Below are 21,418 nucleotides of genomic sequence, written 5' to 3'. Positions count from 1 at the left end.
GCACGCGCCATGACCAGCCACACATTCGTCGACCGCTTCGGTCTCTGGTCCGACGACCAGCACGCGCAAGCCAGGGAACTGGTGCGCCGCATCGACAGCGGCGAGGTCGACCTCGTCCGCTTCGCCTGGCCCGACCAGCACGGCATCCTGCGCGGCAAGACGCTCGTTGCCGCCGAGGCGCGCTCGGCGCTATGGGAAGGCGTGAACCTCACCTCCACGCTGCTGGCCAAGGACACCTCGCACAAGACCGTGTTTCCGGTGTTCACGCAAGGCGGCGGCTTCGCCATCGAAGGCCTGCAGGGCGGCGCGGACTTCACCATCGTGGCCGACCCCGCCACCTTCAAGATCCTGCCGTGGTCGCCGCGCACCGGCTGGGTGATGTGCGACGCCTACATGGCCGACGGCACGCCCTGCCCCTTCGCGACGCGGCAGATCCTGCAGCGCGCGGTGCGCCAGCTCGACACGCTGGGGCTCGATTTCATCGCCGGCCTCGAGGTCGAGTTCCACGTCTTCAAGCTGGACGACGCACGCATGGGCCTGGCCGATTCGGGCCAGCCGGGCGAGCCGCCGCGCGTGTCGCTGCTGTCGCACGGGCACCAGTACCTCACCGAGCTGCGCTACGACCGCGTCGACACGCTGATGGAGCTGCTGCGCTCGAACCTCATCGCGCTCGGCCTGCCGCTGCGTTCGCTCGAGATCGAGTTCGGCCCGAGCCAGTTCGAGTTGACCTTCGGCCCCACCGCCGGCGTGATGCCCGCCGACACCATGGTGCTGCTGCGCAGCGCCATCAAGCAGATCTGCCAGCGCGCCGGCCTGCATGCCACCTTCATGTGCCGCCCGAAGATCCCGAACGTGATGTCCAGCGGCTGGCACCTGCACCAGTCGCTGCGCCGCAAGAGCGACGGTGTGAACGCGTTCATGCCGCAGGCCGAGGGCCAGACCCTGAGCGAAATCGGCATGCACTACCTCGGGGGCCTGAAGGCGCACGCCTGCGGCGCGGCGGCGCTGGCGTGCCCCACCATCAACGGCTACCGGCGCTACCGCCCCTTCTCGCTCGCGCCCGACCGTGCGATCTGGGCACGCGACAACCGCGGCGCGATGCTTCGCGTGCTCGGCGGCGTGGGGCAGAACGCCTCGCGCATCGAGAACCGCGTGGGCGAGCCGACGGCCAATCCGTACCTGTACCTTGCGTCGCAGCTGTTCTCGGGCCTGGACGGCATCCACCACAAGACCGACCCCGGCCCTTCGGCCGACGCGCCTTACGAAACGCCGGCCGAACAACTGCCGCGCTCGTTGGGCGAGGCGCTGGCCTGCCTGCGCCGCGACGAAATGCTCAACGCGCAGATGGGCAAGACCTTCGTCGACTACCTCTGCCACATCAAGGAAGCGGAGATCGCCCGCTTCAACCTCGAGGTCTCGGAATGGGAGCACCGAGAGTATTTCGACATGTTCTAGCCCCGAGACCCATGCCCACGATCCACTACATCCTCAAGGACGGCGCCACGCGCGCGGTCGACGCCAAGGTCGGCGCCAGCGTGATGGAGACCGCCATTCGCGGCAACGTGCGCGGCATCGACGCCGAGTGCGGCGGCTGCTGCTCCTGCGCCACCTGCCACGTCTACGTGGACGACGCCTTCATCGACCTGCTGCCGCCGCCCGACGACATGGAGAGCGCGCTGCTCGACGCCGTCGCCTCCGAGCGCAAGCCTGGCTCGCGCCTGAGCTGCCAGCTCAACATCACCACGGCCTTCGATGGCCTCACGGTGCGCGTGCCCGATACCCAGATCTGAAGCGCGGCTCGGGCATCATCGCCCGCTTTGCACATCCGGTTACACGACAGCGGCGCCCGAGCGGCCGCATCCATTCCACCTGAAAGGCGTTTTCCAATGACGATGACCAAGAGAACCATCCTCTCGACCCTGCTGCTGGCCGGCCTCGGCCTGCTGGGTGCCGCGGCGCAGGCCGCCGACGAGCCGCTGCGCATCGGCCTCATTGCCACCTACTCCGGCCCCTACGCCGACTACGGCCGCCAGTTCGACGCCGGCATCGCGCTCTACCTGAAGGAGCATGGCGGCAAGGTCGGTGGCCGCACGGTCGAGATCATCAAGAAAGACACCGCCGGCCCCGCGCCCGACGCCGCCAAGCGCATCGCGCAGGAGCTGATCGTGCGCGACAAGGCGAGCATCCTTACCGGCCTGGACTTCAGCCCCAACGCATACGCCGTGGGCGCCATCGCCACGCAGGCCAAGATCCCGACCATCGTGATGAACGCCGCCTCCTCGGCCATCACCACCAGTTCGCCCTACGTGGCGCGCCTGTCGTTCACCGTGCAGCAGGTCACCGACCCGATGGCGCGCTACATGCTCAAGGAAGGCATCAAGGACGCGTACACGGTCGTGGCCGACTACGCCTCGGGCGTCGATGCGGAAACCGCCTTCAAGAAGACCTTCACCGCCGGCGGCGGCAAGGTCTCGGGCGAAGTGCGCACGCCGATGAACAACCCCGACTTCTCGGCCTACGTGCAGCGCATCAAGGATGCCAAGCCCCAGGCCGTGTTCTTCTTCTTTCCCTCGGGCGTGATGCCGCCGGCCTTCCTGAAGGTGTGGAAGGAGCGCGGCATGGAACAGGCCGGCATCAAGCTCTACGCCACCGGCGAGGCCACCGACGACAGCTACCTCGATGCCACCGGCGACGTGGCGCTGGGCCTGGTCACCAGCCACCACTACTCCTTCGCGCACCCCTCGGCCAAGAACCAGAAGTTCGTGAAGGACTTCGCCGCCGACAACGGCACCAAGCTGCGCCCGAGCTACTTTGCCGTGACCGCCTACGACGCGATGGCCGCCATCGACCTGGCGCTCGCCAAGACCAAGGGCGATACCGCCGGCGACAAGTTCATGGACGCGCTCAAGGGCCTGAGCTTCGAGAGCCCGCGCGGCCCGATCGAGATCGATGCGGCCACGCGCGACATCGTGCAGACCGTCTACATCCGCAAGACGGAGCGCGTGAACGGCCAGCTGGTGAACGTCGAGTTCGACAAGTTCGACCGCGTGAAAGACCCGGCCAAGGAAGCCGCCGCCGCCAAGTAAGCAAGCCAGCAGGAAATTCATGGGCATCGTGATCTTCGATGGAGTGGCCTACGGCATGCTCCTGTTCCTCATCGGCGTGGGCCTGTCCATCACGATGGGGCTCATGAATTTCGTCAACCTCGCGCACGGCAGTTTCGCGATGGTGGGCGGCTACGTGGCCAGCGTGCTGACGAACCACTTCGGCCTGGGCTTCGGCCTCTCGCTGGCAGCGGCCTTCGTGTCGGCGGCGGTGGTGGGCGCGGTGCTGGAGTTCGTGTTCTACCGGCGGCTGTACCGCGCGCACCCGCTCGACCAGGTGCTGTTGTCGATCGGCGTGGTGTTCGTGTCGATCGCCGCGTTCACGTACTTCTTCGGCCCGACGATGCAGCCCTTCACGCTGCCGCCGGCACTCGACGGCCGGGTGTCGCTGCTGGGCCTGGAGGTGGGCCGCTACCGTCTGTTCCTGATCGTCTGCGGCGTGGCCGTGCTGCTTGCGTTGCTGCTGGGCCTGGGCAAGACGCGCTATGGTGCGATGGTGCGTGCGGCGGTGGACAACCAGCGCGTGGCGGGCGGCACCGGCATTCACGTGCAGCGCCTGTTCTTCCTGACCTTCTCCCTGGGTTGCGGCCTCGCCGGTCTTGGCGGTGCGTTGAGCCTCGGCATGCTGGGGCTGGAGCCGTCGTTCCCGCTCAAGTACCTCGTCTACTTTCTGATGGTGGTGTGCGTGGGCGGCGCGGGCACCGTCACCGGGCCGTTCATCGCGGCGCTGCTGGTCGGCATCGTCGACGTGGCGGGCAAGTACTACCTGCCTGAAGCTGGCGCCTTTCTGATCTACGTCTTCATGATCGTCATGCTGCTGGTGCGGCCCAACGGCATCGTCGCGAAGAAGGGGCTCGCATGATGTGCGCGTTTCCTTCGGGGTGCACTCACGCCGACACGGTGGACATTCGCGGAGGGGGAGTACCCGACGCCCTGTGCACGCACCCCGAACAGCAGCGCTCAAGACAAGCACAAGCGATAGAACGCGCATGAAGCCAGTCACCCTCTCCCCTACTCAACTGCGCGCTGCCGAAATCGCCTTCTGGCTGGCTTTGGCGTCGAGCTTCTTCCTGCTGCCCGACAAGCTCACGCTGATGAGCCAGGTGATGATCTTCGGCCTCTTCGCGGTGTCGCTCGACATGGCGCTGGGCTATGCGGGCATCCTCACCGTGGGCCATGCGGCCTTCTTCGGTGCTGGTGCGTACGCGGCCGGCCTGCTCGCCAAGTACGGCTGGAGCGAGCCCTTCACCGGCCTGCTGTTCGCACTCGCGGTGTGCGGCGTACTGGGCTATGTGCTGAGCTACCTCGTCGTGCGCGGCGCCGACCTCACACGGCTCATGATCACCATCGGCGTGTGCGTGCTGCTGTTCGAAGTGGCCAACCGCCTCTCGGGCATTACCGGTGGCACCGACGGCTTGCAAGGCGTGGCGATTGCACCCGTGCTCGGCCTCTTCGACTTCGACCTCTACGGCAAGACCGCCTTCGGCTATGCCTTCGGCGTGGTGCTCGCGATGTTCCTGCTCGTGCGGCGGGTGCTGCGCTCACCCTTCGGCCTGGCTCTTCGCGGCATCCACGACAGCCGCAAGCGCATGCTCGCCATCGGCTCGCCGGTGGAGGCGCGGCTGCGCATGGCCTATGCCTTCTCGGCCGCGGTGGCCGGCGTGGCGGGAGCGCTGCTGGCGCAGACCACGCAGTTCGTCGGCATCGAGTCGATCGGCTTCAATCGCTCGGCCGAGGTGCTCATCATCCTCGTGCTGGGCGGCACCGGCCGTCTGTACGGCGGACTGATCGGCGCCATCGTCTACATGCTCGTGCACGACTGGTTCGCCGACATGAACCCCCAGTACTGGATGTTCTGGCTCGGCATCTTCCTGATCGCGGCGGTCATGCTGGGCCGCGGCGGCATCATGGGCGCGCTGTCGCGCTTCGTTCGCACGGGGAAGGCGCGATGAGCTCGAGCACCACGCACACCTTGCGCACCCAGGGCCTGGGCATCCGCTTCGGCGCGTTCCAGGCCGTGAACGACGTGAGCCTGTCGCTCGAACCCGGCGCGCGGCAAGCGCTGATCGGCCCCAACGGCGCCGGCAAGACCACGCTCATCAACCTGCTCACCGGCGTGTTCAAGCCCACCAGCGGCTCGATCCACATGGGCGAACGCGACATCACGCGCCTGTCGTGCGACAAGCGCGCACGCATGGGCCTGGCGCGCACGTTCCAGATCAACACGCTGTTCCCCAGCCTCACGCCGCTGCTGTCGGTGGTGCTGGCGATCAGCGAGCGCGAAGGGCTGGGCGCCACTTGGTGGCGGCCGCTCAAGGGCTGCAGCGCGGTGTTCGACGAAGCGCATGCGCTGCTCGGCACGCTCAGGCTCGACAGCCTGGCCGACGTGCCCGTGGCCGAGCTGGCCTACGGCAAGCAGCGCCTGCTCGAGATCGCGCTGGCGCTCGCGGCCAAGCCCCGCATCCTGCTGCTCGACGAGCCCGCCGCCGGCGTGCCGCAGGACGAGAGCGGCGAGCTGTTCGAGGCCATCGCGGCGCTGCCGCAGGACATCAGCGTGCTGTTCATCGAACACGACATGAAGCTCGTCTTCCGCTTCTCGCGCCGCATCTCGGTGCTGGTCGGCGGACGCATCCTCACCGAGGGCACGCCTTCGGACATCGGCGCCGACCCGCGCGTGCGCGAGGTCTACCTGGGAAGCTCGCATCACCATGCCTGAAGCACTCGCCTTCGACCGCATCACCGCCGGCTACGGCAACGCCGTCGTGCTCGACCGGCTCGACTTTTCGCTGCAGCAAGGCGAGAGCCTCGCCATCCTCGGGCGCAACGGCGTGGGCAAGACCACGCTGCTGGAAACGCTGATGGGCAACACCCGCGTGATGCAGGGCGCGATCCGTTGGCAGGGCGCCGACATCTCGCGCTGGCCGTCGCACCAGCGCGTGCGTGCGGGGCTGGGCTGGGTGCCGCAGGAGCGCGAGGTGTTCCCGTCGCTCACGGTGGAAGAAAACCTCACCGTGATCTCGCGGCCCGGCGGCTGGAACCTCCAGCGCGTCTACGACTTCTTCCCGCGCCTGCGCGAGCGGCGCGGCAACTACGGCAACCAGCTCTCGGGCGGAGAACAGCAGATGCTGGCCATCGGCCGCGCGCTGATGACCAACCCCAAGCTGCTGCTGCTCGACGAGCCGATGGAGGGCCTCGCGCCGATCATCGTGGAAGAGCTGGCTGCTGCTATTCGCCGTTTGTGCGAGTCGGAAGGACTGGCGTCGATCGTGGTGGAGCAGCACCCTGTGCTGGCGCTGGAGATGACCCACAAGGCCATCGTGCTGGAGCGCGGGACCGTCGTGCACGCGGGGCCCAGCAGCGAACTGGCTTCGGACCAGGAACTGCTGGAAGGCTTGCTGGGCGTCGGGGTTTGATTGCCAGAACACCGCGGAACCGGTTTTGCCAGGCCGCAGGTGTTGCCCCCGGCGAGGGGGTTGGCGAAGCGACACGAAGTGCGCGAAGCCTGGGGGAGGACCAGGCCTAGCTCAGCATCTGCCCACGGCTGCCGATCACGGCCACGTCCACGAACTGGCCGCCTTCACGGTTCGTGCGGCCGTAGTTGATCTTCACCCCACCCAGGTCGAAGTTCTCGATGCTCGCCAGTCCCGACATCACCGAGGCACGCGTCAGCGAGCCGCCGGCGCGGCGCATGCCTTCCGCCAGCACGGCCGCGTTCATGTAGCCCTCGAGGCTCGTGAGCGAGAACTCCTTGACGCCGCTGGCCACCATGTCGGCCTGGTAGCGGCGCACGATCTCGTACTTGGTCGAATACGGCGACGGCACCACGATCACGAAGCCCAGGCCGCGCGCCAGGTCGCCCATGGCCGCGAGCGCGCTGGCCGTGATCGACAGGCCGTAGGCCGAGCTGCTGTTGCCCGCTTCGCGCAATGCCTTCAGGAACACCGGTGCCGTGCCGGCCAGGCCGACCACGATGACCTGCGGCTTGGCCTTGGCGATGGCGTCGGCGGCGGGGCCGACTTCCATGCTGGTGGTGTTGGGCGTGGTCGCGATCACCGCTGGCTCCAGCTTGGCCTTGACCAGCGCATTCTTGAACGCCCCCAGCACCGACTGGCCGAGCGGATCGTCCGAATGCACGAGGCCGATACGGCTCTGGCCCAGCACGATGGCCGTGCTCACGAGCTTGTCGACTTCCTGGTCGTAGTTGGCGCGCACCCAGAAGGTGTTCGGCGAAACCTTCTTGCGCAGCGAGATGGTGCCGGTGATCGGGCCGACCACGGCGATGCCGGGGACCGCATCCATCACCGCGGCCGTCTGGCGCGTGCCCAGCGGATGCACCAGCGCGAGCACCGAGCTGTCCTTCTCGAAGGCCAGCGCGTTGGCCTTGGCCACCTCGGGCTTGAACGTGTCGTCTGCAATCACGAGCTCGACCTTGGTACCGTTGATGCCGCCCGCCTTGTTCAGCGCGTTGAAGAACGCGCTCGACCCCTGGTAGAGACCCTGCCCGTTGGCCTTCTCGACACTGCTGTTGTCGAAGGTGGCGCCGACGCGCACCGCCCGCGTCTGCGCAAGCGCCGGAAATCCCAAGCCCGCTGCAGCGGTTGCGGCCAGCCCGGTCAGCGCACGGCGACGGCTGGTGGAAAGCGGCGCAATCGATTCGCGCGGCGCAGGAACGGTCATGGGGGAAATCTCCAGGAGCCCTCCAAAGGGCAGTGACAAAACTTCACATTTCTACTAGAAATGTAACGCACTCCCTCCTCCTGGAAAGGACGTTCGGACTCAGCCAGTCAGCTGTCTACAACAGTTCCTCGCCCACGATGGGCAGCAGCAGCCAGTTCTTGAAGCGCAGCCAGAGGAATTCGCCGGGTTCGTCCTCGTGGACGATGTCGCCGCCGGCATCGTCGTACTCGAGCCACTGCACGCGCCGGCCGTCGGGCCCGAGCCGCAGCCTGTAGCCCAGGTTGAGGCGCTCGCCGCCGAGCAGCTTGTCGTAGTCCTTCACCAGTTCCGGGCTGTCGATCACGAGGCCCATTTCGGTATTGACAGCGGCCGAGCGGTGGTCGAGGTTCATCGAGCCGACGAAAAATCGGTCGTCGTCGACCACTGCGAGCTTGGCGTGCAGCCGGCTGATCGACTTGCCGAAATCCCCGAACCGGCCCGAGCGCCCCGTGAGCGTGGGCGCGATCTCGTAGATGGTGACGCCGATCTTCAGCATGTCGGCGCGGTAACGCTCGTAGCCTGCGTAGGCGAGCGGCTCGTCGGTCGCACCGAGCGAGTTGGTGACCACCGTGATGCGTCCGCCCTGCTCGATGGCCTTCTTCATCATCGCCATGCCGCGCGCGCCGGGAATGAAGTACGGCGAGCCGATCTTGACCTCGCGCTTCGCCGAATTGATGACGCCGAGCGCGCCCTCGGTCACGCTGCCCTCGAAGGCCGCCTCGGGCTTGCGCGTGATCTTCTCGGGGTCGTCCACGAACAGCTTGAACGGCGCCCAGTGGCGATCGACATCGCCGGTGATCAGCTCCTGCCCCACCGGCGGCTTGTCGAGGACGTCGCGCGGGCGCATCGGCACGTCGGGCACCGCGGTGCGAGCGATGGCGTCGAAGCGCTTCTGCGCCTCTTCCACCGGCATGCGCAGCGGCGCGATCTGCTCGATGGGACGCACGTGTTCGCTGTTCCAGTAGCGGTCGAAGCCCTCGGACATCTGGCGCACCACGGGGCCGCTGGACAACACGTCCATGTCGATGAAGTTCGCCGCCGTGCTGCGCATGAAGTACTCGTTGGCGATATTTCTTCCGCCCGACACCGCGAAGCTGTTGTCGGCCACCAGCAGCTTGTTGTGCATGCGATGGTTGATGCGGCCGAAGTCGGTCAGCGAGAACAGCAGCCGCGCCGACAGCGAATTGGCGCGCGAGGGCAGCGGGTTGAACAGCCGCACCTCGATGTTCGGGAAGGCCGACAGCGTGCTGAAGACCTCGTCCTCGCCGGCCGTGTAGAGATCATCCACCAGCAGGCGCACGCGCACGCCGCGCGCGGCGGCTTCGCGCAGCTCCTTGAGCAGCAGCAGGCCGACGTCGTCCTTCTGGATCAGGTAGTACTGCACGTCGAGCGATTTCTCGGCATGCCGCGCGAGCGAGATGCGGGCGTCGAAGGCAAACGCCGCCTCTGGCAGCAGGCGGAAGCCCGAGAGCGCGGCGGACCCGCCCGGCATTCCCTTGGCCGCCAGCTGCCCGAGCTCGGTCTGCGCCACGTCGGTGATCGCCGCGACGTTCGCGCGCGGCACGGGCGGCGGCAGGCTGACGCAGCCGGCCAGCCATGCGGCCGCAACAAAGCCCAGGAAGGCGGCGAAACGACGAACGATGAAAGCGCGCATGGCCCGAACTGTAGCTCGCGGCGGGCCGCAGCGGCGACCTATGATCGACCCGCAAAAAAGGAAAGAGAAGCGTGCTCAACGGCTTGTGGCTGGGTTTCTTCGGGATGGCGGCGCTGGCGGCGCTGGGGCGGTGGCTCGTGGGGGGCGACCCGACCGTGTTCGCGGCCCTGGTCGAAAGCCTGTTCGCGATGGCGCGGCTGGCAGTCGAGGTGATGGTGCTGCTGTTCGGCACGCTCACGCTGTGGCTGGGCTTCCTGCGCATCGCCGAGGCGGCGGGGCTGGTCGGCTGGCTGGCGCGGCTGCTGGGGCCGCTGTTCCGGCGCCTCATGCCGGGCGTGCCGGCGGGGCATCCGGCGCTCGGGCTCATCACGATGAACTTCGCGGCCAATGCGCTGGGGCTGGACAACGCCGCCACGCCCATCGGCCTGAAGGCGATGCGCGAGCTGCAGCGGCTGAACCCCGACCCGGTGACGGCCACCAACGCGCAGATTCTCTTTCTGGTGCTCAACGCTTCGTCGCTGACCCTGCTGCCGGTCACCATCTTCATGTACCGCGCGCAACAGGGCGCGGGCGATCCGACGCTGGTGTTCCTGCCGATCCTGCTGGCCACCAGCGCCTCGACGCTGGTCGGGCTGCTGTCGGTGGCGGTGGCGCAGCGCCTGCGGCTGTGGGACCCGGTGGTGCTGGCCTACCTCGTGCCCGGCGCGCTGCTGCTGGGCGGCTTCATGGCGCTGCTGGGCACGCTGTCGGCGGCGGCCATCGCGTCGCTGTCGTCGCTGCTGGGCAACCTCACGCTGTTCGGCGTGGTCATGGTGTTCCTGCTCGCCGGGGCGATCCGCCGCGTGAAGGTGTACGAGTGCTTCATCGAAGGCGCGAAGGAAGGCTTCGACATCGCGAAGAACCTGCTGCCGTACCTCGTCGCGATGCTGTGCGCGGTCGGCGTGCTGCGGGCCTCGGGCGCGCTCGACTTCGTGCTCGGCGGCCTGCGCTGGCTGGTACACGCAGGCGGCTTCGACGCGCGCTTCGTCGACGCCATGCCCACCGCACTGGTCAAGCCCTTCTCGGGCAGCGCGGCGCGCGCGATGCTGATCGAGACCATGAAGAGCCAGGGCGTCGACAGCTTCCCCGCGCTGGTGGCCGCCACCATCCAGGGCAGCACCGAGACCACCTTCTACGTGCTGGCCGTGTACTTCGGCGCGGTCGGCATCCAGCGCGCGCGGCATGCGGTGGCGTGTGCGTTGCTGGCCGAGCTGGCGGGCGTGGTGGCCGCCATCGCGGTGTGCTACTGGTTCTTCGGCTGAGCCTTGGGCTCGACGATCGGGAACATCGGCTCGAAGGTGTCGAGCATCGACATCAGTTCCGCCAGCTTCGCGCGGTCCCCGTCGATCTTCACCTTGCCCGCGAGCACCGCCGCAGGAAAGCTCGTCTCCTTCAGCGTGACCGCGTCGAGCGTGGCCCGGCTCAATGTCACCGTGGCGTCTGCACCCGGCTGCCGTCCCGCGATGTGGGTCAGCGCCGAGTTCTCCAGCGTCAGCACGAACTGCTGGTTCGAATCGGTGAAGTTCCAGTTGATGACCATCTTCTTGCCCTCGGCCTTGGCCGCATCGAGCCGCACGCCGAGGAAGTCGAAGAACAGGTCATTGCTCACCGCCTTCAGCGTGTCGGCATTGGAGCTGCTGCCCGCCGGGATCTTCGGCACGCCATTGCGCAACTCCATCGCGCCCACCAGGTAGGCGCTGCGCCACGTGCCGGCCTCCGACTGGTAGCCCAGCTGCTCGAGCGCGTCGGCACCCAGTTCGCGGGCCGCGCGGTTCGACGGATCGGCATACACGACCTGGCTCATCGCGCTGGCCACCCAGCGGAATTCGCCCTTTCCGAAGTCTTCGCGCGCACGGGCCAGCACCGCATCGGCGCCGCCCATGTACTCGAGCGTCTTCTTCGCATAGGCCACAGGCGGCAACGGGTTCAGGTTGGCGGGATTGGCGTCGTACCAGCCCAGGTATTTCTGGTACACGGCCTTGGCGTTGTGACTCAGCGTGCCGTAGTAGCCGCGCGCCGACCATTCCTGCTCCAGGCTCGCCGGCATGCGCAGCGTCTCGGCAATGTCGGCGGCGGTGTAGCCCTGGTTGAGCAGGCGCAGCGACTGGTCGTTGATGAACTTGTACATGTCGCGCTGCTTCTTCAGCAGCTCGACGATGCGCTCCTGCCCGAAGGTGGGCCAGTGGTGCTGGGCGATCAGCACCTCGGCCTTGCCGCCGAAAGCCACGCGCGCCTCGTCGATGTACTTCGACCACAGGTTGCCGTCGCGCACCTCGGCGCCGCGGATCGTGTAGAGGTTGTGCATGGTGTGCGTCACGTCTTCCGCCATGTCCAGCACGCGGAACTGCGGCAGGTACATGAGCATTTCCGACGGTGCCTCGGAGCCGGGCACCAGGCGGAACACGAACTGCACGCCATCGATGGTGCGCTCCTCGGTCGGCTTGTCGATGGTGGCCGTGGGCGCGATCAGCGTGACCGTGCCGCGCGCCAACGCCTTGCCCAACCCCGTGTCGACCTGCCCGCGCACGCCCGGCGGCAGCAGCGAGCCGAACTGGTACTGCGAGCGCCGGCTCATCGCGTTGCCCGCGAGGATGTTCTCGGCCACGGCCGTTTCCATGAAGCCCGCGGGCGCGAGCACCTGCACCTTGCCGGCCTTCACGTCGGCCTCGTCGACCATGCCCTTCACGCCGCCGAAGTGGTCGGCATGGCCGTGCGTGTAGATCACCGTGCCCACCGGTTTGCGGGGCCGGTGCCGGTAGTACAGATCGAGCGCGGCGCGCGCGGTTTCGGCGGCCAGCAGCGGGTCGATCACGATCAGCGAGGTGTCACCCTCGACGATGGTCATGTTGGCGATGTCGAAGCCGCGCACCTGGTAGACGCGATCGGCCACCTTGAACAGGCCGTGGATCGCATTGAGCTGCGCCTGCCGCCACAGGCTCGGGTTGACGGTGTCGGCCGGCGCGTCGGCCTTGAGGAAGTCGTACGGCTTCATGCTCCACACAGGGCGCGCGCCGGCACCGGGCACGAGCGCATCTGGCACGGTGCCGACGAAGCCGCGCATCGCGTCCTCGAAGTCCTGCCGGTCGGCGAAGGGCAGCGTCTTCGCCATGTCTGCATTGGCCTGCAAGGTGGAGGGCTGCGGCGCCTTGGGGGCGATCTGCGCGGAAATCGACGATGCGCCCAGCGCGCACGCCAGGGCAACGAGTGCGGTGGAGAAGGAAGAAAGGGTCATCCAACAATTCTGCGAAGCGCTGCAAGCATTGGCAAATGCAAAATATGCGCTGTCTTTTTAACCAGAACGCAAAATGCAGCTGCGCCAGCTCCAGCACCTCGTCGCCCTCGCCGACCAGGGCAGCTTCGGCCGCGCGGCACAGGCCTCGCACCTGTCGCAGCCCGCCCTCTCGCGCAGCATCGAGAACCTCGAGGAGGGCCTGCAGGCGCGCCTGATCGACCGCGCCTACGGCAGCGTGCGCTTCACGCAAGCCGGCGAGCTGGTGCTGGCGCGCGCCCGCGAACTGCTGGCCGACGCGAAGCAGATCGAGCGCGACGTGCTGCAGCTCGAAGGCCTCGCCATCGGCAGCCTCGCGGTGGGCCTCGGTCCCTTCGCCGCCGGCACGCTGGGCCGTGTGGCGCTGTCGCTCATGGCCCAGCGCCACCCGCAGCTGCAGATGCGCATGGAAGTGGCCGACACCGTCACCCTGTGCGAGCGCCTGCAGCGCCGCCAGCTCGACCTGTTCATCGCCGACACGCGCGACCTGACGAAGCGGCAACCCGGGCTGAAGCTCGCGCGCCTGCCCGACGTACCGGTGTCGTTCTTCGTGCGGCCGAAGCACCCGCTGCTGCGGCTGAGGCAGGCGACGCTCGAGAAAATCATGGCCTATCCCGTGGCCGGCCCGCACCTGCCGGCCGAGGTGGCAACGCATTTCGACCGGCAGGCCCGACGGGGCGACCGCAGCGTGTTCAACGTGACCTGCGACGACGCCGGCACGCTGCGGCATCTCGCGCTCACGGCCAACGCGGTGATCCTCGCCCCCGACGCCCCGGGGCCGGGCCACGAAACGGGCGCGCTGGTTCCGCTGCCGGTCGCGGGCCTCGCGCACATGCAGACGCACTACAGCCTCGTGACCCTGGCAGGGCGTACGCTTTCACCTGCCGCCACCGTCTACGCCAGCCTGGTGGCAGAGCTGATGAGCCCGGCCAAGCAGCCGGACAGGCGCTGAGCCAAAATGGTCCTCCGCCCTCCAAGCCTTGCCGCCTTTTTCAGTGACCACTTCCCGCCGGGCCCAGCCGCCCTCCTTTTCGCCCGACGAGTTTCGTGAAGCGCTCGGCATGTTCGCCACCGGCGTCACCATCGTCACCGCACGCGCGGCCGACGGCACGCTGGTCGGCCTCACGGCCAACTCCTTCAACTCGGTGTCGCTTGCGCCGCCGCTGGTGCTGTGGAGCCTGGCGCGCGCGGCCGGCTCGATGCCCGCGCTGAGCACCGGCTCGCACTACGCGGTGAACATCCTCGCGGCCAACCAGAAGGCGCTGGCCGAACGCTTCGCGGCCAAGAACATCGACCGCTGGGCCGACGTGGCCTTCACCGAGGGCCTCGGCGGCGCACCGGTGCTGGTGGGCGCGGCCGCCAGCTTCGAGTGCTTCAACCGCAGCCGCTACGACGAAGGCGACCACGTGATCTTCGTGGGCGAGGTGGAGCGCTGCACGCACGATGCGGGCGCCTCGCCGCTGCTGTTCCACGGCGGGCGCTTCTATACCGAGCATCCCTTGTGATGAAACGCCCTGCGCTGTTGTCCGTCCTGTTGCTCGCTGCGCAGACCGGCATGGCGCAGGAAACGGCGGGGCCGCTCAAGCAGAACTGGTTCGACGATCCGTTCTTCCAGGTGTCCGCGGGCCTGCCCGCCTGCGCGATGCCCGAAGGCCCGTTCTACACGGCCGAGGAACGTCGCCTGCAGACCCATTCGCGGCTGGAGCGCGGCACCAGCTGCTGGCTGGCCGGCAAATGCACCGACAGCAACGCCTACCGCTACGACAAGCCGCTCGCGCCCAAGGTGCGCGCCGCATTGCTGGCCGTGCCGGGCGTGAACAAGGGCAGCGTGTGGGTGATGATCCAGCGCCGCTGGGTGTACCTGCAGGGCTGCGTGCCCAATGCCGCGCTGGCGAAGAAGCTCGAACGCGCCGCGCGCGCCCTGCCCGACGTCGAGACCGTGGTGCCCGACCTGATGGTCGGCACGCGCGGCAAGCCGCCCTACCCTCGGGCCGCGAATTGACGGCGCCTTGCGCGCGGATCACGCTGGCGCGGTACGATCATCGGATGAATCTGGCGGGCGATCCGCCGTGACCGACCGCCCGCCAATGATCCAGCGCAAGACCCATCTCGACAGCCTCGCCATCGGCCTGCTCATTGCCTGCTGCGCCTTCTGGGGCCTGCAGCAGATCCTCATCAAGACCACCGTGGCCGAGGTGCCGCCGCTGTGGCAGGCCTCGATCCGCATGACCGGCGCGGTCGTGCTGCTGTGGCTGTGGTGCGTGTGGCGGCGCGTGCCGCTGTTCGAGCGCGACGGCACGCTGTGGCCGGGGCTGCTGGCGGGGCTGCTGTTCTCGGGCGAGTTCGCCGGCATCTACCTGGGGCTGCAGCACACCAGCGCCTCGCGGCTCACGGTGTTTCTCTACACCGCGCCTTTCTGGGTGTCGCTGCTGCTGCCGCGCTGGGTGCCTGCCGAACGGCTGCGCGGCTTCCAGTGGCTGGGCCTGTTCATCGCGTTCTCGGGCGTGGTGCTGGCTTTCAGCGAGGGCTTCGGCCACATGAGTTCGTCGCAGCTCGTCGGCGACGGGATGGCACTGGCCGCCGGCATGCTCTGGGGCCTGACCACGCTGACGCTGCGCACCACGCGGCTGGCCACGGCCAGTGCAGAGAAGACGCTGTTCTATCAGGTGGCAGTGACGGCGGCGGTGTGCCCGGTGGTGTCGCTCGCGCTCGGCGAGCACTGGAGTTTTTCGTACTCCAGCTGGGCCTGGACCTCCATCGGCCTGCAGACCGTGATCGGCGCCTTCGCCAGCTACCTCACCTGGATGTGGCTGCTGCGGCACTACCCGGCCACGCAGATGTCGTCCTTCACCTTTCTCACGCCGCTGTTCGCGCTGGTGTTCGGCGTGGCGCTGCTGAAGGAGCCGCTCACGGCGCAGCTGATGGTGGCGCTGGTCGGCGTCGCGCTGGGCATCGTGCTGGTGAACCGGCGGCCTGCGGTACAACGCAGCGCATGAGCAAGACAACCACGAATTTCCAGCCGGTACTCGACGAGATCGTTGCCACCCTGCGCCCGCAGCTCGGCCAAGGCGGCACCGTCGCCAGCTACATCCCGGCGCTGGCACGCGTCGATGCGCGGCAGTTCGGCATTGCGCTGCGCACCTGCGAGGGCGAAGAGGCCGGTGCGGGCGACTGCGAGACGCCCTTTTCCATCCAGAGCGTGTCGAAGCTCTTCACGCTCACGCTTGCCATGCAGCGCATGGGCGATGCGCTGTGGGAGCGCATCGGCCGCGAGCCCTCGGGCAACCCGTTCAATTCGCTGGTGCAGCTGGAGAACGAACAGGGCAAGCCGCGCAATCCCTTCATCAATGCCGGCGCCATCGCAGTGGCCGACCGGCTGGTGAGCCACGCCAAGGCCAACGGCGGCAGCGCCAAGGCCGACATCCTCGCGCTCATGACGAGCCTGTGCGGCGAGCCCATCGGCTTCGACGACGAAGTCGCGCAATCGGAGGCCGACACGGGCTTTCGCAACATCGCGCTGGCCAACTTCATGAAGAGCTTCGGCAAGATCGACAACGACGTCGCGCCCGTGCTCGATACCTATTTCCACCAATGCTCGCTGCGCATGAGCTGCCGCCAGCTCGCGCGCGCCGCCGCCTACCTGAGCCGCGACGGCGCCCACCCGATCGACGGCGAGCCTGCGATCACCGGCGAGCGGCAGACGCGCCGCATCAACGCGCTGATGCTCACCTGCGGCACTTACGACGCGGCGGGCGACGTGGCCTTTTCCATCGGCCTGCCCTGCAAGAGCGGCGTGGGCGGCGGCATCGTGGCCGTGGTGCCCGACAAGCTCACGCTGTGCGTGTGGTCGCCCGCGCTGGACGCCACCGGCAATTCGCTGCTGGGCATGAAGGCGCTCGAGATGTTCGTGGCGCGCACGGGACTGTCGGTGTTCTGATCGCTCTTCAGGCCGTGGCGGCCAACGGCGCCGAAGCCAGGCAACCCATGCCTTCCAGTGCGGCCTCCACCGCCTCTTCGAGCGGCGTGTGCGGCTCGCGCCCAAGGAAGGCCACCAGCTTCGCGTTGTCCATGCCCACGGGTGTGCGCCACAGATAGCGCATCTCGCGCATCTCGCGGAAGGTGACGACGAAGGGCGAGGCCAGCGTCAGCAGCCACCACGGAAAGGCCGACACGCGCACCGCGGCGCCGGTGCCGCGCGTGCGCCGCGCCACCACCTTGCCGATGGCGCCACTCATGCGCGTGCCGTCGGCGTCCCAGTGGCCCGCCATGTGGAAGCACGCGAAGGGTTCGAGCCGGTCGCGCCGCGCGAGCAGCTCGACCATGGTGCGTGCCACGTCGGGCAGGTACGACCACTGGTGGCCGACACCGGCGCGGCCCGGGTAGCTCACGGCCTTGACCGGCTGCCCCGCCTTTACCAGCCCCTGCGAGAACCAGTTGTTGCCGGCTTTCGGGCCGAAGAAATCCCCGGCGCGCACGATCAGCACACGGGCGCCCTGGCGGCTCGCGTCTTCGAGGCGCCGTTCCATCTCCACGCGGATCGCGCCCTTGCGGGTGAGCGGGTGCTGCGGCGAGTCTTCGGCCAGCAGCGGGAAGGCGTCGGGGCCGAAGTTGTAGACCGTGCCGGGCAGCACGACGGTCGCGCCCTCGGCCTTCGCGGCGGCGATGGTGTTGTCGAGCATCGGCAGCACCAGCTCCGACCAGCGGCGATAGCCCGGCGGATTGACCGCATGCACGATGACCGCGCAGCCCGTCGCGGCCTGCCTCACGGCCTGCGCATCCATCGCGTCGCCGGCCAGCCAGGTGATGCCGTCGCTGCGGCCTTCGGTCGCGCCGCGCTTGAGTGCGCGCACCTGCCAGCCTGCGTCGCGCAGCTGGCGCGCCACCTCGCTGCCGATGCCGCCCGTTGCGCCAAGAACCAGAACCGTGTCGTTGCGTGCCATGAAATGCTCCAGAACAGTTGTCGATGGACGAATTCTGGATTTGGCGAGGTTCAAAAGGAATTGCCGAACATTAACCAGCAGCTATACATTTCTGTATGACTTCGAACATCGGCTGGGAGCTCTACCGCTCCTTCCTCGGCGTGCTGCGCGAGGGTTCGCTTTCGGGCGCCGCGCGCGCGCTGGGCATCACCCAGCCCACGGCCGGGCGCCACGTGGCCGCGCTCGAGGAGGCATTGGGCGTTGTGCTCTTCACGCGCTCGCAGGTCGGCCTGCTGCCGACCGAGGTGGCGCTGGCCTTGCAGACCCACGCCGAGGCCATGGAAAGCACTGCGGCCTCGCTGGAGCGCGCCGCCAGCAGCCATGGCGCGGGCGTGCGCGGCGTGGTGCGGGTGTCGGCCAGCGAGGTGATGGGCGTGGAAGTGCTGCCGCCCATCGTGGCGCGGCTGCGCGAAGCGCATCCGGCGCTGAAGGTCGAGCTGGTGCTGACCAACCGCGTGCAGGACCTGCTGCGGCGCGAAGCCGAAATCGCCGTGCGCATGGTGCGCCCGAAGCAGGAGCAGCTGGTGGCGCGCCGCATTGGCAACATCGAACTGGGCTTTCACGCGCACCGCGACTACCTGGCGCGCCACGGCACGCCGCGCAAGCTCGAGGCGCTGGCCGCGCATGCGGTGATCGGCTACGACCAACCGCCGGCCTTCGTGCGCAACGCGGCCAAGGCGGGCAAGGCGTGGCCGGGCTATGGCCGCGACGCTTTCTCGCTGCGCACCGACAGCGACCTGGCCCAATTGGCGCTGATCCGCGCGGGTGCGGGCATCGGCATCTGCCAGGTCGGCCTCGCCCGGCGCAGCGACGCGCTGGTGCGCCTGATGCCGCGCACCTTCTCGATGAAACTCGACACCTGGGTCACCATGCACGAGGACCTGCGCCACAGCCCGCGTTGCCGCGCCGCGTTCGACGCGCTGGTCGAGGGACTGCAACAGTACGTTGGCGCGCCGGAAGTAGCCGGCACACAGGGGAAAATGGCCGCCGCGAGAACCCAGGCCACCGAATGACCGACCTTACCGAACCGAACGACTCCGACTCCCTCCCCCTGCAGGAAGACCGCCTCTGGCGCGACGACCGCTGGACCGCCCGCATCATCAAGAACGAGGAAGACGACGGCTGGGCCGTCGAGATGACGCGCCACGGCGACCCCGAGCCGGCACTGGTCGGCCCCTGGACCATGGGCCGCGACAAGAAGAATCCGAAGCCGCTCGACGGCCCCGCCTTCTCCACGCTGGTGAAGACCGCCGCCGAAGTCATCCGCCGCCACGAGCAGCAGCTGCACGCCACGCTCAACAGGAGCGTGACCGTCACCACGCGCGATGACCGGCGCGTGCGCGTGGCGCTGGCCATCGTGCCGGACGAGGACAACCCCTCGGCCACGCTCAGCGCCTACGACGATGCCGACGACTCCGAGCTCGCCAGCGTGAACGTGTCGCCCGCGTTCAGGCTCACGGCCAGCAGCGCGAGTGCGTGGATCGAATCCGGCTACGCGCGGCCGCGCTGACGCACCGGGTACCAACGCAATCAGCGAAATGACGTATGTGCAGCCCGCGCTGAGTTGAGAACAATCGGCTTCGACGACACGAACCCATTGCTCCACCGGAAAGCCCGGATCGGTTGAACGCCGATCCGGGCTTTCTTGTTTTTCTTTCTCAACCATCCTTCAGGAGCAGCGTCATGAGACACGGTGATATTTCGAGCAGCAGCGATTGCGTGGGCGTCGCGGTCGTCAACTACAAGATGCCCCGCCTGCACACCAGGGCCGAGGTGCTGGACAACGCCCGCAAGATCGGCGAGATGCTGGTCGGCATGAAGAAGGGCCTGCCGGGCATGGACCTGGTGATCTTCCCGGAGTACTCGACGCACGGGATCATGTACGACGAGAAGGAGATGTACGACACGGCCGCCACCGTGCCGGGCGAGGAGACCGCGATCTTCGCCGACGCCTGCCGCCGCGCCAACGTGTGGGGCGTGTTCTCGCTGACCGGCGAGCGCCACGAGGAGCATCCGGACAAGGCGCCCTACAACACGCTGATCCTCATGAACAACCAGGGCGAGATCGTCCAGAAGTACCGCAAGATCATGCCGTGGGTGCCCATCGAGGGCTGGTATCCGGGCGACCGCACCTACGTGAGCGAGGGCCCCAAGGGCATGAAGATCAGCCTGATCATCTGCGACGACGGCAACTACCCCGAGATCTGGCGCGACTGCACGATGCGCGGCGCCGAGCTCGTCGTGCGGTGCCAGGGCTACATGTACCCGTCCAAGGAGCAGCAGATCCTGGTGTCGAAGGCCATGGCCTTCATGAACAACACCTACGTGGCGGTGGCCAACGCGGCGGGCTTCGACGGTGTGTACTCGTACTTCGGCCACTCGGCGCTGATCGGCTTCGACGGCCGCACGCTGGGCGAGTGCGGCGAGGAGGAGATGGGCATCAACTATGCCGAACTGTCGATGAGCCTGATCCGCGACGCGCGCAGGAACGGCCAGTCGCAGAACCACCTGTTCAAGCTGCTGCACCGCGGCTATACCGGCACCATCAACTCGGGCGACGGCGACAAGGGGCTGGCGGCCTGCCCCTACGACTTCTACGCGAAGTGGATCAACGACCCCGAAGGAACGCGCGAGATGGTGGAAGCGCTCACGCGCAGCACGGCGGGCACGCCGGAGTGCCCCATCGAGGGTATTCCGAACGGGCCGGCGCAAGGCCGATGAACATGGCTCAGGCCTGACTGAAGGTCTTCAGCACCTCGAGCACGCTCAGCGTCGCACCGTCGAGCAGCGCATGCTGGCGGTGCGCGATGCCCACGCAGCGCGTGAGCTTCGGGCTCACCGGCAGGATCTGCATGCGGTCGTTGCCGGACACCGTGTCGGTCGACTGCTGCAGCGGCAGCAGCGCGGCACCGTAGCCGGCGGCCACGAGGCTGCGCATGGCGGCGTCGTAGTTGAGCTCGATGCGCGCGCGCGGCGCGAAGCCGGCGGCGGCGAACCACTCCATCGTGAGGCGGTACATGTGCGTGGTCGCTTCGTTGAAGATCAGCGGCTGTGCCGCCAGCCAGGCCGGCGTGACGCGCTTCGGCGCCTTCCAGCGGCGCGGCACGAAAGCCATCATGGGCTGCTTGCACCATGGCGTAACGACGATGCCGCGCAGCGGCGGCTGCGGAATGGCGACCAGGCCGATGTCGAGCGTGCCCGCCGCCAGCCGCTCCATGGCCTCGTAGGAGCCGCGGATGCTCACCTCGACGTCGATGCCCGAATGCTCCGCGCCCAGTGCCTCCAGCACCTGTGGCAGCAGGTCGACCAGCACGCCGGTCGAGGTGCCCAGGCGCACGCGGCCCACGCGCCCTTCGGCCTGGCGCTTGACGGTCTCGATCGCGTCGTCGGTGTCGCGCAGCAGCTTGCGCCCGCGCTCCACCAGCGCGGCGCCCGCCGCCGTCGGCGTGATGCGCCGGTTGCCGCGCACCACCAACGGTGCGCCGAGGCGCGATTCGAGTTCGCTGATGTGCAGGCTCACCGTGGGCTGCGCGAGGTGCAGCGCCCTGGCCGCCGCCGAGAACGTGCCGAGGTCGACGATGGCGATGAGGGTGCGCAGCTGGTCGAGGTTGAGTTGTCGCATCGGTTCACATCAGGAAAGGTGATGACGAGTGTCAGG

Annotated in this window: 21 protein-coding genes; 16 read left to right on the top strand and 5 right to left on the bottom strand. The window is 68.0% G+C overall.

Annotated elements, in window-relative coordinates; genetic code table 11:
• The first annotated feature begins 9 nt into the window (after positions 1 to 9).
• The 7 genes from ACCD11_RS19075 to ACCD11_RS19045 all read left to right on the top strand — a co-directional run bounded on the left by ACCD11_RS19075 (position 10) and on the right by ACCD11_RS19045 (position 6,517).
• The gene (locus ACCD11_RS19075) at positions 10 to 1,455 is read left to right on the top strand and encodes a glutamine synthetase family protein (protein ID WP_413315053.1); all 1,446 of its coding nucleotides are present in this window, start codon (positions 10 to 12) and stop codon (positions 1,453 to 1,455) included.
• Positions 1,456 to 1,466: 11 nt separating this feature from the next.
• Positions 1,467 to 1,790: a 2Fe-2S iron-sulfur cluster-binding protein gene (locus ACCD11_RS19070; RefSeq protein WP_413315052.1), complete on the top strand. Its 324-nt coding sequence runs from the start codon at positions 1,467 to 1,469 to the stop codon at positions 1,788 to 1,790.
• A 96-nt stretch (positions 1,791 to 1,886) separates the two neighbouring features.
• Entirely contained in the window at positions 1,887 to 3,086 is a 1,200-nt protein-coding gene (locus ACCD11_RS19065) for an ABC transporter substrate-binding protein (protein WP_413315051.1), read from the top strand.
• Positions 3,087 to 3,105: 19 nt separating this feature from the next.
• On the top strand, positions 3,106 to 3,966 hold the full coding sequence (locus tag ACCD11_RS19060) for a branched-chain amino acid ABC transporter permease (RefSeq protein WP_413315050.1): 861 nt from the start codon (positions 3,106 to 3,108) through the stop codon (positions 3,964 to 3,966).
• 127 nt (positions 3,967 to 4,093) lie between these two features.
• Positions 4,094 to 5,056: a branched-chain amino acid ABC transporter permease gene (locus tag ACCD11_RS19055; RefSeq protein WP_413315049.1), complete on the top strand. Its 963-nt coding sequence runs from the start codon at positions 4,094 to 4,096 to the stop codon at positions 5,054 to 5,056.
• The gene (locus tag ACCD11_RS19050; RefSeq protein WP_413315048.1) at positions 5,053 to 5,820 is read left to right on the top strand and encodes an ABC transporter ATP-binding protein; all 768 of its coding nucleotides are present in this window, start codon (positions 5,053 to 5,055) and stop codon (positions 5,818 to 5,820) included. The genes ACCD11_RS19055 and ACCD11_RS19050 overlap by 4 nt, the downstream gene beginning before the upstream one ends.
• A complete protein-coding gene (locus ACCD11_RS19045; protein WP_413315047.1) occupies positions 5,813 to 6,517 on the top strand; it encodes an ABC transporter ATP-binding protein in 705 nt (234 codons plus the stop codon). Before ACCD11_RS19050 ends, ACCD11_RS19045 begins: the two co-directional genes overlap by 8 nt.
• A gap of 106 nt (positions 6,518 to 6,623) precedes the next feature.
• Here ACCD11_RS19045 and ACCD11_RS19040 read toward each other — a convergent pair whose 3' ends face one another.
• Both ACCD11_RS19040 and ACCD11_RS19035 read right to left on the bottom strand, forming a co-directional pair.
• A complete protein-coding gene (locus tag ACCD11_RS19040) occupies positions 6,624 to 7,781 on the bottom strand; it encodes an ABC transporter substrate-binding protein (protein ID WP_413315046.1) in 1,158 nt (385 codons plus the stop codon).
• 115 nt (positions 7,782 to 7,896) lie between these two features.
• Complete coding sequence (locus tag ACCD11_RS19035; protein WP_413315045.1) at positions 7,897 to 9,474, bottom strand: phospholipase D family protein; 1,578 nt, start codon at positions 9,472 to 9,474, stop codon at positions 7,897 to 7,899.
• 71 nt (positions 9,475 to 9,545) lie between these two features.
• Here ACCD11_RS19035 and ACCD11_RS19030 point away from each other — a divergent pair, with 71 nt between their 5' ends.
• Positions 9,546 to 10,775 carry a nucleoside recognition domain-containing protein gene (locus ACCD11_RS19030; RefSeq protein WP_007837898.1) on the top strand — a complete coding sequence of 410 codons (1,230 nt, stop codon included), beginning with the start codon at positions 9,546 to 9,548 and terminating at the stop codon, positions 10,773 to 10,775.
• On the opposite strand, the gene ACCD11_RS19025 is transcribed toward ACCD11_RS19030, so the two are convergent.
• On the bottom strand, positions 10,757 to 12,745 hold the full coding sequence (locus ACCD11_RS19025) for an alkyl/aryl-sulfatase (RefSeq protein ID WP_413315044.1): 1,989 nt from the start codon (positions 12,743 to 12,745) through the stop codon (positions 10,757 to 10,759). The genes ACCD11_RS19030 and ACCD11_RS19025 overlap by 19 nt on opposite strands.
• Positions 12,746 to 12,818: 73 nt before the next feature.
• Between ACCD11_RS19025 and ACCD11_RS19020 the strand changes: the two genes are divergently transcribed.
• The 5 genes from ACCD11_RS19020 to ACCD11_RS19000 all read left to right on the top strand — a co-directional run bounded on the left by ACCD11_RS19020 (position 12,819) and on the right by ACCD11_RS19000 (position 16,718).
• On the top strand, positions 12,819 to 13,733 hold the full coding sequence (locus ACCD11_RS19020) for a LysR family transcriptional regulator (protein WP_413315043.1): 915 nt from the start codon (positions 12,819 to 12,821) through the stop codon (positions 13,731 to 13,733).
• A 43-nt stretch (positions 13,734 to 13,776) separates the two neighbouring features.
• The gene (locus tag ACCD11_RS19015; protein ID WP_042674233.1) at positions 13,777 to 14,286 is read left to right on the top strand and encodes a flavin reductase family protein; all 510 of its coding nucleotides are present in this window, start codon (positions 13,777 to 13,779) and stop codon (positions 14,284 to 14,286) included.
• The gene (locus tag ACCD11_RS19010; RefSeq protein ID WP_007837902.1) at positions 14,286 to 14,783 is read left to right on the top strand and encodes a BON domain-containing protein; all 498 of its coding nucleotides are present in this window, start codon (positions 14,286 to 14,288) and stop codon (positions 14,781 to 14,783) included. Before ACCD11_RS19015 ends, ACCD11_RS19010 begins: the two co-directional genes overlap by 1 nt.
• An 85-nt stretch (positions 14,784 to 14,868) precedes the next feature.
• Positions 14,869 to 15,777, top strand: coding sequence for a DMT family transporter (locus ACCD11_RS19005; protein ID WP_007837903.1), 909 nt, complete (start codon positions 14,869 to 14,871; stop codon positions 15,775 to 15,777).
• Positions 15,774 to 16,718 (top strand): glutaminase, encoded by a 945-nt coding sequence (locus ACCD11_RS19000; protein WP_413315042.1) that lies wholly within the window; start codon positions 15,774 to 15,776, stop codon positions 16,716 to 16,718. Before ACCD11_RS19005 ends, ACCD11_RS19000 begins: the two co-directional genes overlap by 4 nt.
• A 7-nt stretch (positions 16,719 to 16,725) precedes the next feature.
• Here ACCD11_RS19000 and ACCD11_RS18995 read toward each other — a convergent pair whose 3' ends face one another.
• A complete protein-coding gene (locus ACCD11_RS18995; RefSeq protein ID WP_413315041.1) occupies positions 16,726 to 17,721 on the bottom strand; it encodes an NAD-dependent epimerase/dehydratase family protein in 996 nt (331 codons plus the stop codon).
• 95 nt (positions 17,722 to 17,816) lie between these two features.
• Here ACCD11_RS18995 and ACCD11_RS18990 point away from each other — a divergent pair, with 95 nt between their 5' ends.
• From ACCD11_RS18990 to ACCD11_RS18980, 3 genes are all read left to right on the top strand, one after another.
• Positions 17,817 to 18,773 carry a LysR family transcriptional regulator gene (locus ACCD11_RS18990; RefSeq protein WP_413315040.1) on the top strand — a complete coding sequence of 319 codons (957 nt, stop codon included), beginning with the start codon at positions 17,817 to 17,819 and terminating at the stop codon, positions 18,771 to 18,773.
• Positions 18,770 to 19,270 carry a hypothetical protein gene (locus ACCD11_RS18985; RefSeq protein ID WP_413315039.1) on the top strand — a complete coding sequence of 167 codons (501 nt, stop codon included), beginning with the start codon at positions 18,770 to 18,772 and terminating at the stop codon, positions 19,268 to 19,270. The genes ACCD11_RS18990 and ACCD11_RS18985 overlap by 4 nt, the downstream gene beginning before the upstream one ends.
• Before the next feature lie 173 nt (positions 19,271 to 19,443).
• On the top strand, positions 19,444 to 20,481 hold the full coding sequence (locus tag ACCD11_RS18980; RefSeq protein WP_007837909.1) for an aliphatic amidase: 1,038 nt from the start codon (positions 19,444 to 19,446) through the stop codon (positions 20,479 to 20,481).
• Between the two features lie 7 nt (positions 20,482 to 20,488).
• On the opposite strand, the gene ACCD11_RS18975 is transcribed toward ACCD11_RS18980, so the two are convergent.
• Positions 20,489 to 21,382, bottom strand: coding sequence for a LysR family transcriptional regulator (locus ACCD11_RS18975; protein WP_413315038.1), 894 nt, complete (start codon positions 21,380 to 21,382; stop codon positions 20,489 to 20,491).
• Between the last annotated feature and the right edge of the window lie 36 nt (positions 21,383 to 21,418).

Source organism: Variovorax sp. Varisp36 (assembly GCF_047304235.1).
Taxonomy (GTDB): domain Bacteria; phylum Pseudomonadota; class Gammaproteobacteria; order Burkholderiales; family Burkholderiaceae_C; genus Variovorax.
This window is presented reverse-complemented; position numbering and strand designations above follow the sequence as displayed.

Bases quoted from the DNA above. Each gene is read 5' to 3' on its own strand.
- ACCD11_RS19075 (WP_413315053.1), top strand. From the start codon at position 10: ATGACCAGCCACACATTCGTCGACCGCTTCGGTCTCTGGTCCGACGAC.
- ACCD11_RS19070 (WP_413315052.1), top strand. From the start codon at position 1,467: ATGCCCACGATCCACTACATCCTCAAGGACGGCGCCACGCGCGCGGTC.
- ACCD11_RS19065 (WP_413315051.1), top strand. From the start codon at position 1,887: ATGACGATGACCAAGAGAACCATCCTCTCGACCCTGCTGCTGGCCGGC.
- ACCD11_RS19060 (WP_413315050.1), top strand. From the start codon at position 3,106: ATGGGCATCGTGATCTTCGATGGAGTGGCCTACGGCATGCTCCTGTTC.
- ACCD11_RS19055 (WP_413315049.1), top strand. From the start codon at position 4,094: ATGAAGCCAGTCACCCTCTCCCCTACTCAACTGCGCGCTGCCGAAATC.
- ACCD11_RS19050 (WP_413315048.1), top strand. From the start codon at position 5,053: ATGAGCTCGAGCACCACGCACACCTTGCGCACCCAGGGCCTGGGCATC.
- ACCD11_RS19045 (WP_413315047.1), top strand. From the start codon at position 5,813: ATGCCTGAAGCACTCGCCTTCGACCGCATCACCGCCGGCTACGGCAAC.
- ACCD11_RS19040 (WP_413315046.1), bottom strand. From the start codon at position 7,781: ATGACCGTTCCTGCGCCGCGCGAATCGATTGCGCCGCTTTCCACCAGC.
- ACCD11_RS19035 (WP_413315045.1), bottom strand. From the start codon at position 9,474: ATGCGCGCTTTCATCGTTCGTCGTTTCGCCGCCTTCCTGGGCTTTGTT.
- ACCD11_RS19025 (WP_413315044.1), bottom strand. From the start codon at position 12,745: ATGACCCTTTCTTCCTTCTCCACCGCACTCGTTGCCCTGGCGTGCGCG.
- ACCD11_RS19020 (WP_413315043.1), top strand. From the start codon at position 12,819: ATGCAGCTGCGCCAGCTCCAGCACCTCGTCGCCCTCGCCGACCAGGGC.
- ACCD11_RS19010 (WP_007837902.1), top strand. From the start codon at position 14,286: ATGAAACGCCCTGCGCTGTTGTCCGTCCTGTTGCTCGCTGCGCAGACC.
- ACCD11_RS19005 (WP_007837903.1), top strand. From the start codon at position 14,869: ATGATCCAGCGCAAGACCCATCTCGACAGCCTCGCCATCGGCCTGCTC.
- ACCD11_RS19000 (WP_413315042.1), top strand. From the start codon at position 15,774: ATGAGCAAGACAACCACGAATTTCCAGCCGGTACTCGACGAGATCGTT.
- ACCD11_RS18995 (WP_413315041.1), bottom strand. From the start codon at position 17,721: ATGGCACGCAACGACACGGTTCTGGTTCTTGGCGCAACGGGCGGCATC.
- ACCD11_RS18990 (WP_413315040.1), top strand. From the start codon at position 17,817: ATGACTTCGAACATCGGCTGGGAGCTCTACCGCTCCTTCCTCGGCGTG.
- ACCD11_RS18985 (WP_413315039.1), top strand. From the start codon at position 18,770: ATGACCGACCTTACCGAACCGAACGACTCCGACTCCCTCCCCCTGCAG.
- ACCD11_RS18980 (WP_007837909.1), top strand. From the start codon at position 19,444: ATGAGACACGGTGATATTTCGAGCAGCAGCGATTGCGTGGGCGTCGCG.
- ACCD11_RS18975 (WP_413315038.1), bottom strand. From the start codon at position 21,382: ATGCGACAACTCAACCTCGACCAGCTGCGCACCCTCATCGCCATCGTC.